Source organism: Bacillus cereus group sp. BceL220, from assembly GCF_051776965.1.
Taxonomy (GTDB): Bacteria; Bacillota; Bacilli; order Bacillales; family Bacillaceae_G; genus Bacillus_A; species Bacillus_A cereus.
Genome location: NZ_JBPWBC010000027.1, coordinates 20,067 through 29,537, shown reverse-complemented (window position 1 = coordinate 29,537; position 9,471 = coordinate 20,067). Strand labels below are relative to the sequence as shown.

The window sequence follows — 9,471 nt, the reverse complement described above, 5'->3', positions numbered from 1 at the left end:
AACGAACCATTTGATACGCTTCGTGAAAAAATTGTACTAGATCTTACTTTAAAAGTTTTACAAGTACAACAAGTACAAGTAGCACTATAAAAATAAAAAGAAATTGTCTTTGTTAAAAAGACAATTTCTTTTTTATTTTTATACAACATATATAATGATGAAATGGTCACATACAAAAAACAAATTTTTTGAATTTCATCAGACGGGGGGATGGTGATGAAAAATCCATGGATTGGTAAGGGGATATGGGATGAAATTTACAAGTATAAAAAGCTGAATATACAAGATAATTTACACGAAAAAAGAGGGGGAAAAGAAGAAATACCACCTGAATTAAAGGGAGAATATGTAGCATCAAAATTAGAGAAAGAAGGTAAAGCGTCTGGATCACAAATAGGGCCTTTAATACGCTCACTGGTGGTCAAAACTCCATTTTCTATTTTTTCAGAAGTAACTAGTTTTAAAATATTTCCAAAAATAAATGTTAAAAATCAAGAAGCATTTGTATTTAGGGATGAAAAAGGTGTAGAAGGGCGTGAATTAGATTGTAAGTTATTAACTACAGTGCAACAATATCATTCGGATAGTTATTGTAAATTAGTTTCTTTAAATCTTCATGAGAAGAGAATTCATTTTGAATTATATAACCAAAAAAATAAAGGGAATAAAGAAGAGAATAAGGTAGAGGCATCTTCATGGATTCCTATTCACAGTATAATATTAGAGAGTGAAAATGGGGAAGACGTAAATAATTTTATTACAGCGAAACTACCAATAGAATTAGGAAGATATAAAGGTGAAATTAGTTTACGAGAAAAGGTTGTATTTAAAGAAAAAGTCATAGGAATAAAAGAGGTTGAACAGGAGGTTATTTTGACAAAAACCGAATTTTTAATACCAAAGGTAAAAAAGAATGGGCAAAATACACTTACAGTTGAAAAAGGGAGCTTATTGGTAGAAGGGTATATATATCAATGTATTGAATACATATCAGAACAAAGTACACTTCATGATAATGAGCATCAGTTAATACAAAATATTGTATTGGAGTTAATCATTCAAGTAATACAAGAACAAGAAGTACAAGTGCGAATTAAATAAAAATAATTATATTCCCTCGATTAGCTCATTATTTTTATTCGTAGTGTATCGATGGGTATTCTTTTGTAAATCATTCAGTGCTGCAAACTATTTGTTAAATGGTTTATCCTTGATAAATTCAATTTTACATTGTTACTAAATTGTATGAATCTCCTCTGGTTTAAGTTTTAAAAAAGTGCTAACAAGTTTGCAAACAATCTTGCTAACACTTATACAGAATAGACATAAATTATCGCTGATATGTCGTTTTTAAAAATAGTCTTAATCAGTTAAATCACACTTATACGAAATGCTCATAAAAACCGTCTTAATATCAAGAATATAACATGTTAGGTCAAACAAACCTTGATATAACAATGTTTGTTTAACTTGCATTTATAAAATATTTACATTTTATAAATGCAAGTTATCCAAATCAACGTAATTATAAACATAAACATGATTAACACCAATCGTTTTACGTGACATTCGTATATTTTAAGTCTTTGATAAATAATACAATTTAAATTTTGCAGATCAGTAGAATGAGGAAATATGCTTAGAGTATTAGCGAAACCCAACCCTAATCAATTCTTCATCATTTATTTCAATTACGAAGCTATATTCTTTGTCTAATAGCCAGTAATAAAAACTGACTGCATCAACGTCAACTAGTGATTGGAATACTTTATCAAGATTTGTACTTACTACAGGGATTTCATAGTTATCCCATATTATAAAAATCTGTTCATCAAAATCTAGTTGGTTTGCTCTAATAAGGGAAATTAGTTGTTCTTTGTTCGAAGCTATGAATTGATTATCTATCTGTTCCCAATCTATTCTTCCCGAGATAGTTATAGGAAATGAATTCATTAAAATAGTAGCAATCTGCTGGCTTTTTTCTTGGGAGAAAATGAGAGTTTCGTTTCCTAGGGATTCAAGGCATTCACTAAACAAAGGGTTTGTGTCATTGTTGTTTTTGGTTTTCAGTGCTCTTAACTTTTGTCGCAATTTCCATTGTCTTGACGGTCTATCATCCATTTTTAACATTCCTTATACAATTATTTAAGAATGAGTATAGCATATAAGGGAAGTCTTTATGAAAAGGAACTTTTTAAATATAAATTAAACAAAAGCGTTATTTGAAAAAAGGGCCTTTTACGGAAAGATAGGAGACCATCAAAAAATATAACAACATGAAAATTTTATATTATGTATATACAATTTGAAAAGTTGGTGGAAATAATAAAATGTATAAAATTCTTATAAAAAAAGCCCTAGGATTAGGGAATCTAGGGCTTCCTCTGTTGGTATATCTCACACGACATTATAAAAAGAAAAGGACTTAATGAAGATAACACATGCATGTTTCGTAAATGTATCAAAAAAGTGAACAAAAGCGTTATTTTAAGGACCATGATATATCATCAAGGGCTTTATAAATATAACTATACATTCGGTAAAAGAGATATTTCGGATTGTATTTTTGTTTCCAGTTCATAATAATCACCCCTCATACAAACAGTTTAATTATATTGTACAGTTATTAATGTGAATGTTAAGAAAAATTGATATGAATTAAGGTGAATTTAAACAAAATAGTTATTGTAATTAAAAAGCAGTTAACTTTTGAAGTGAACCCGAATAGTGGTACATGAAAAAAACACCTCCTGAATTCGCATACTTAGTATGCGAATTCACTGGAGGTGTTTTTGGTTTGAAGACAAGAGTTCATTACCCAGAAGAAATAAAGTGGAAAGTGGTTGAAATGAAAAAGGATGGATATTCCAATCGGACAATTATGGAGAATTTTGGAATTAAAAATGTTTCCCAAATTAAGACGTGGATGAAGTGGTATCGTACCGGTCAAACGTACCATTTTCAACAACCTGTAGGAAAACAATATTCTTATGGAAAAGGGCCAAAAGCGTTAAATGAATTGGAACAGCTACGGTTAGAAAATAAACAGTTAAAAACAAAATTACTGATATGGGGAAAGTATCTGGAAATCGAAAGAAGTTGAACCCGGAAACTGTAGTTACTTTATGGACCGATTAAAAAAAAACTAACGGTAAAAGAATTGTGTAATGTATTAGAATTACCCCGGTCTACATTTTATCGTTGGTTATAACGAACAGTGGACCTAAGGGATAGAAGAGAAAATAAAGGATGTTTGTCTTCGGCATAAATTACGATATGGATATCGAAGAGTGACCGCAACTCTTCGGAAAATGGGGCTGTGTGTAAATCATAAAAAAGTATTATGAATCATGAGGCAAAATCAGATTCTCTCAAAAGTTGGTCGAAAGAAAAAGAAATATATCAGTGGTGCGGAGCCAGTAGTAGCCCCTCATCGATTGGAACGCCAATTCGATGCATCCGCACCAAATGAAAGGTGGTTTAGGTGTTTTGATAGGTGTCCCGTTTTCGGGGTTCACTTCAAAATGTAGGAGTTTTTTCTTTGTTTGAAAGTCCAAAAAGATATATAATAATTTTCTGACTATTAATTCATGGAGGGGTATTAATGAAAACTGAAACGTTACACACACAAGAAGACATATTAAAAATGCTTGATTCATTATTAAGACCTGCAGAACCATTTTGGAATGAGTTTTATGAGAATAGAGAAAAGGATGTTCCGTTTTTTGAAAATGTTCCAGATGAGAATCTAGTTTCGTATATACAAAAAGAGAGAGTTTCAAAAGGGAAGGTATTAGAACTTGGATGTGGTCCAGGTAGAAATGCCATTTATTTAGCGACTCAAGGATTTGATGTAACAGCAGTGGATTTATCTGTAGAAGGCATTAACTGGGCAAAAGAGAGGGCATTGGCAAAAGGGGTAGCAATTCATTTTATTTGTGATTCAATTTTTAATTTAGAGGTTCAAAACGAATTTGATTTTGTATATGATTCGGGCTGTTTGCATCACATTCCACCGCATAGAAGAATAAATTATGTGGATTTAATTAAAAACTCATTAAAATCGAGTGGTTATTTTGGATTAACATGTTTTGCGGCAGGCGATTTAGATGAGCGAAATGGATCAGAAATAACAGATTGGGACGTATATAGAGAATGGAGTCTACAAGGTGGTCTTGCATACTCGGAAGAAAAGTTAAGAGAGATATTTAAAGAATTTGAGGTAATTGAGATTAGAAGGATGAAACAAATAAAACAACCGAATGAAATGTTTGGAGAATCATTTCTTTGGACAGCATTATTTAAGAAGAAATAAGAAAGTAGATAATTGACAAACTCATCGTTTTTATAGACAATACACTTATAGGAATGTACGTTCGGTTTTTGGACGACTTATGTTTTACATAAATATATAACAAGGGGCTGTCTCCATATGAGTAACACAAATCAAAAAATTACTACGTTTTTAATGTTTGAAGGCAAAGCTGAGGAAGCAATGAATTTTTATACGTCGCTATTTGATCAATCGGAAATTGTAAGTATTTCTCGCTACGATGAAAATGGACCTGGTAAAGAGGGAACTGTAATTCATGCAACTTTTACGCTAAATGGCCAAGAGTTTATGTGTATTGATAGTTATGTAAATCATAATTTTACATTCACTCCAGCTATGTCTCTTTATGTAACTTGTGAGACAGAAGAAGAAATTGAAACGGTCTTTCATAAATTAGCGCAGGATGGAGCAATTCTCATGCCTTTAGGTTCTTATCCGTTTAGTAAAAAGTTTGGCTGGTTAAATGATAAGTATGGTGTATCTTGGCAGTTAACTCTTGCTGAATAAAAAAGAAAAAGCATAGCTTATTTGTTTAATGGATTTAGTTAAAAGCTTGAAAAATTAAATAACATAAAAAAGCGTTCCAACTGTCAACAGATTTGGAATGCTTTTTTTATGTGGAAGTGAGTTGTTTAAAAGTTAACAATTCTATGATTAGTTTAAATGAATGGAATAGATGTGTAATTTTTTGTCTTTTTAGAATTTTTTAGTAATTTTTGCATTTATCTGTTAATATAAATATAGACAACTATGTATGAACTATCAGGCGGGTTAATAGAAAAAGGAAAGCATAAATAGTTAATAAGTTTACACTTAAAATCCAACTAGATCGTTAGGAGGACTAATCGCAATGGATATTACACAACAAAACAGTAATGCATGGGATAAGAAGGTTGAAGAAGGTTCTAGATACACGCAGCCTGTAAGTAGCGAGGTTATTGAGAAAAGCAAATCAGGTGAATGGGAGATTACAGTCACTACGGAAAAATCAGTTCCTAGAGAGTGGTTTCCAAAGTCATTAGATGGATTAAAGATACTTTGCTTAGCATCAGGTGGCGGACAACAAGCACCAGTTCTAGCTGCTGCTGGAGCAGATGTAACAGTTACTGATATATCTAAGAAGCAATTGGAACAAGATGAAAAGGTAGCAAAACGGGATGGTTTGACTTTAAAAACCGTACAAGGAGATATGTCAGACCTTGGTGATTTTGAGGATGAATATTTTGATATTGTTATAAATCCTGTTTCTAATTTGTTTGTAAAAGATGTTCATCTTGTATGGAATGAAGTTTCTAGGGTTTTAAAGAATAAAGGTATTCTTATTGCTGGATTTACAAATCCGTTACTATGGATCTTTGATGATAACCAAGAACAAAAAGGTATTCTTGATGTTAAACATTCAATTCCTTCATCAACATTGGATTATTTACCAGAGGATGAAGTTCAAGATTACATCGATTCAAATCAAACAATAGAATATGCGCATACTTTAGAAGACCAAATTCAAGGCCAAATTGAAGCTGGTTTTGCTATAACAGGTTTTTATGAGGATGATTTTGGTGGGACAAGGATATTAGATAAGCATATTAAAACATTTATTGCGACAAAAGCTATAAAGTTAAAGATGGATTAAGAATTTTTGCTTGTCATACGGGGCGTTAGTCGAAGAATGCTCTTAAAATAGAAAAGGATGGTGCTTTCCATCCTTTTCCTTATGTATTTTGAGTGTCGAAACTATTCTCAAAACAAGTTTTACACTACCAATTGTATAATTAGGTTATGCTTTTATATTAAGAATTTTGCTGACCGAATCTTTTCCCGAGTTTAGCTAACAATTCAGGTTGATCGCTTTGGCTCATTATAATTTCAATAAAGATAAGTTGATTCTTATAAAAAGTTATATTTGTTAAGACTTCTGCTAATTCTGCTTCATTTTCTACTTTAAATGTTAGACTTTTTTCTTCTGACCCAAATACCATTGATAGTTTATTGTAATCCCACATTTGTATATCATTATAAGGTTGGTTTTGGCCGTGAATGGCACGTTCAACAGTGTATCCGTTGTTATTGATTAAAAATATAATCGGTTTTAAATTTTGACGTAGTATAGTTGATAACTCTTGGGCAGTTACTTGGAAAGAACCATCACCAATAATTAAAATGTTGCGCCGTGCTAAATTGGCGAGCTGTGTACCAAGTAGAGCGGGCAATGTATATCCGATAGATCCCCATAACGGTTGTCCTACATATGCAGTGTTTTTAGGTAGAGGGATAGCAGCACTACCAAAGAAAGGTGTTCCTTGTTCTACAATTAAGATGTCGTTTTCTTGTAAGAAATGGTACATTTGCTGCCAAAAACGTTTTTGTGTGACCATTTGTGCTTTTGGAATGAACTCTTCAGTAAAAGGTGATGATTCTAAAATAAATGGCTTAACGTCAAGGGTATCTTTATTACGATGCTCAATTGAATCACTTAAATGTTGTAAAACATCCTGCATTACAACTGGACCGTATTTTTTATCTATAATTTTCACAGTGTAGGGATGGATTTCTATAACTTGTTCTTTTGTAAAACCTTGTGTGAAGCCGCCTGTAATAGTATCAGTTAACTTCACACCAATACTAATAATACAATCAGATTCATCAATTCTTTTTCTCAAGTACGGAGAACTTACATCACCAGTATAAATCCCTATAAATTGAGGGTGTTTTTCTGGGAATATTCCTTTTCCCATACTTAACGTCGCGATGGGAAACCCAGTTTTTTCTACAAATTGATGTAAATTTTCTTTAGCGTGAAATCGATCTACTTCAAAATCAGCTAAAATTACAGGTTTTTTGGCGTTATTTATTATTGAAGTGGCATGTAGTAGCATTTTATCCAACGCTTCTTTATTACTTAAAATCGGTTTATATAAAATTGGTTCTGTAGGTTTATTAATTGGTTTATTATATACATCAATCGGCAAATTAATATGAACCGGGCGTTTTTCATTCCAACATGCACGTAAAACACGGTCAATTTCCTCAGCAGCATGCTCAGGTTTTACATTTGTTTGTGCCACAGTGATTTCTCGATACATATTGGAAAAGTGATCGAACTTTCCATCTCCTAACGTATGATGGACGATTGCTCCATTTTCCATTACTTTTGTTGGTGGCGTACCCGTGATTTTTATAACTGGCACGTTTTCCGCATATGAGCCAGCAATACCGTTAATAGCGCTTAATTCTCCAACTCCGAAAGTAGTAATAAGAGCAGCGATTCCTTTTATGCGAGCGTACCCATCTGCTGCATATGCAGCATTTAATTCGTTACAATTGCCAATCCACTTTAAATTTTCATGTGCAACCACATCATCTAAAAAGGCAAGATTATAATCACCAGGAACCCCAAATATATGTTCAATTCCTAATTCATGTAGTCTATCCAATAAATATGTACTTACAGTATATTGTTTTTTCAAATGAATCATCTCCTAATTATGCAATGAATGTTTCAATAGACTAAATAAGTTCTAATGCGTTGATTAAAATATTCATTACTAGATTGTGGTATAATTTACATACAGGGGGAAAGTAGATGACACAACATAAAGAAGAACAGATGAATGAGGCATTAGCATTATTTTATTTTGCATATAAAACATTTACTGAAAAGCCAGATGAAATTATAAAAGAATATGGCATTCAACGAGTACATCATCGAATTTTATTTTTTATCGCACGTTTTCCAGGGATAAGTGTAAATGAGTTATTATCACTATTAGAAATAAGTAAACAAGCTCTCCACGGACCGCTACGTCAACTTGTGGAAAAGGGCTTAATTGAGAGTAATGAAGCTATGCATGATCGACGTGTGAAACAGTTGTCTTTAACAGAAAAAGGTACAGATTTAGAGAAAAAACTGAGTGATGTACAAAGACAACAAATGGGTGCTATTTTTTCAAAATTTGGTGAATCATGTGAGGACAATTGGCACCAAGTTATGAATGAAATGGCAAATAGCCGATCAGGTTTTGATGCTTGGATAACGAAACGTGAACTACCAGTCGATCAAAAATAATGAAAAAACTTCTGTTTTTATCGTTTGAAAAAGAACAAATTTTATCCATACATTTGGCAACTATGATTTGGTCATAGAGTGAATGGATAAAAAGATACATTACTAGATACTTTATACGTGTACGCAATGGAACAATAAAATTCACATTTCCGAAAGGGGAATTATAATGATAAAACTTGTACTTATTCGTCACGGACAAAGCTTATGGAATCTTGAAAATCGCTTTACTGGATGGACAGATGTTGATCTATCAGAGAATGGATTAAGTGAAGCGAGAGAAGCAGGAGCAATATTAAAGACAAACGGATATACTTTTGATGTGGCTTATACATCTGTATTAAAACGCGCAATTCGGACGTTATGGATTGTACTTCATGAGATGGATCTTACTTGGGTTCCAATACATAAATCTTGGAAGCTAAATGAAAGACATTATGGTGCATTGCAAGGGCTGAATAAAGATGAAACTGCACAAAAATATGGTGAGGAGCAAGTTCATATTTGGAGAAGAAGTGTTGATGTAAGACCACCGGCTCTTACTGAAGACGATCCTCGATATGAAGCGACCGATCCAAGATATAAAACACTCAAAAAAGGTGAATTTCCATTAACTGAATGTTTAGAGGATACGGAGAAGAGAGTACTTGCTTATTGGCATTCAGAAATTGCGCCGACATTAAAAAGTGGTAATAAAGTAATTATTTCATCACACGGTAACACAATTCGCTCGCTAGTAAAATATTTAGACAACCTTTCAAGTGATGGTGTAGTTTCATTAAATATTCCCACTAGCATTCCGCTTGTTTATGAATTAGACGAAAACTTACGTCCGATTCGTCATTATTATTTAAGTATGGATGGAGAAGTACCTGAAGGGGAAATTCCGAAACATATTTCTTTTTAATACGAAAATTTGAAATGAATGCTTGTCTACATATACAATATAGACTCATGGTAAAGTGAAATTTTAATCAGTGGGGGTCTTACTGCCCACAAATAACAGGATAAAAGACGTGGTACTTTCTAATGTATATGCGATGTAGCTAATTTTAGAAGCTTGTCCACGTCTTTT

At 32.6% G+C, this 9,471-nt stretch carries 8 protein-coding genes and 1 pseudogene; 7 read left to right on the top strand and 2 right to left on the bottom strand.

What is annotated here, in order from left to right; all coding sequences use genetic code 11:
* Positions 1 to 216 precede the first annotated feature (216 nt).
* Complete coding sequence (locus tag ACS2FK_RS29340) at positions 217 to 1,101, top strand: BC_2427 family protein (protein ID WP_063547280.1); 885 nt, start codon at positions 217 to 219, stop codon at positions 1,099 to 1,101.
* Between the two features lie 546 nt (positions 1,102 to 1,647).
* Here ACS2FK_RS29340 and ACS2FK_RS29335 read toward each other — a convergent pair.
* On the bottom strand, positions 1,648 to 2,121 hold the full coding sequence (locus ACS2FK_RS29335; protein WP_000342709.1) for a CDI toxin immunity protein: 474 nt from the start codon (positions 2,119 to 2,121) through the stop codon (positions 1,648 to 1,650).
* Positions 2,122 to 2,797: 676 nt separating this feature from the next.
* Here ACS2FK_RS29335 and ACS2FK_RS29330 point away from each other — a divergent pair.
* The 4 genes and pseudogenes from ACS2FK_RS29330 to ACS2FK_RS29315 all read left to right on the top strand — a co-directional run.
* Positions 2,798 to 3,482 (top strand): annotated as a pseudogene (locus ACS2FK_RS29330) (IS3 family transposase); the annotation flags it as partial.
* Positions 3,483 to 3,604: 122 nt separating this feature from the next.
* Positions 3,605 to 4,315 (top strand): class I SAM-dependent methyltransferase, encoded by a 711-nt coding sequence (locus ACS2FK_RS29325; protein WP_063547281.1) that lies wholly within the window; start codon positions 3,605 to 3,607, stop codon positions 4,313 to 4,315.
* Between the two features lie 117 nt (positions 4,316 to 4,432).
* Positions 4,433 to 4,840, top strand: a complete 408-nt coding sequence (locus ACS2FK_RS29320) for a VOC family protein (protein ID WP_000072495.1) — start codon at positions 4,433 to 4,435, stop codon at positions 4,838 to 4,840.
* Between the two features lie 343 nt (positions 4,841 to 5,183).
* Complete coding sequence (locus ACS2FK_RS29315) at positions 5,184 to 5,966, top strand: class I SAM-dependent methyltransferase (protein ID WP_063547282.1); 783 nt, start codon at positions 5,184 to 5,186, stop codon at positions 5,964 to 5,966.
* Between the two features lie 157 nt (positions 5,967 to 6,123).
* Here ACS2FK_RS29315 and ACS2FK_RS29310 read toward each other — a convergent pair whose 3' ends face one another.
* Complete coding sequence (locus ACS2FK_RS29310; protein WP_063547283.1) at positions 6,124 to 7,809, bottom strand: alpha-keto acid decarboxylase family protein; 1,686 nt, start codon at positions 7,807 to 7,809, stop codon at positions 6,124 to 6,126.
* 107 nt (positions 7,810 to 7,916) lie between these two features.
* Here ACS2FK_RS29310 and ACS2FK_RS29305 point away from each other — a divergent pair, with 107 nt between their 5' ends.
* Positions 7,917 to 8,399, top strand: coding sequence for a MarR family winged helix-turn-helix transcriptional regulator (locus ACS2FK_RS29305; protein WP_000191889.1), 483 nt, complete (start codon positions 7,917 to 7,919; stop codon positions 8,397 to 8,399).
* A 166-nt stretch (positions 8,400 to 8,565) separates the two neighbouring features.
* Positions 8,566 to 9,303, top strand: a complete 738-nt coding sequence (gpmA, locus tag ACS2FK_RS29300; RefSeq protein WP_063547284.1) for a 2,3-diphosphoglycerate-dependent phosphoglycerate mutase — start codon at positions 8,566 to 8,568, stop codon at positions 9,301 to 9,303.
* Positions 9,304 to 9,471: the final 168 nt, after the last annotated feature.